General features: G+C 36.1%; 1 protein-coding gene. It reads left to right on the top strand.

Translation table 11 applies throughout. From position 1 onward, the window contains the following. The coding region (locus tag LOK78_RS16605; RefSeq protein ID WP_232635698.1) for a hypothetical protein at positions 1 to 255 on the top strand (255 nt) is incomplete at both ends.

Genomic DNA, 255 nt, shown 5'->3' with positions numbered 1-255 from the left:
CCTTAAACGAAGGACTGAATACTGGAAAAGTCGCGCTTATTAAATCCGATTCCTTAAAAACACTTTTATACGGTTTACCATCTCTAGTCGAAGAGGTTAGAAGTGGAGAAAAATACATGAACGAAGATCTTAACGATTATTTTTACCCGTTTATATATGAGCATATTAGTTTCAGACAGATGGACTATGAACACACTGCACATGGAGAACTAATCGGACCTTCAAAATTTAGCAGCCACAACAATTTAAATGTGC

The organism is Mangrovimonas futianensis (assembly GCF_021245805.1).
In the GTDB taxonomy this organism is placed as follows: Bacteria; Bacteroidota; Bacteroidia; order Flavobacteriales; family Flavobacteriaceae; genus Mangrovimonas; species Mangrovimonas futianensis.
Note: the sequence above shows the minus strand (reverse complement) of the source record. Positions and strands in the feature narration are given on the sequence as shown.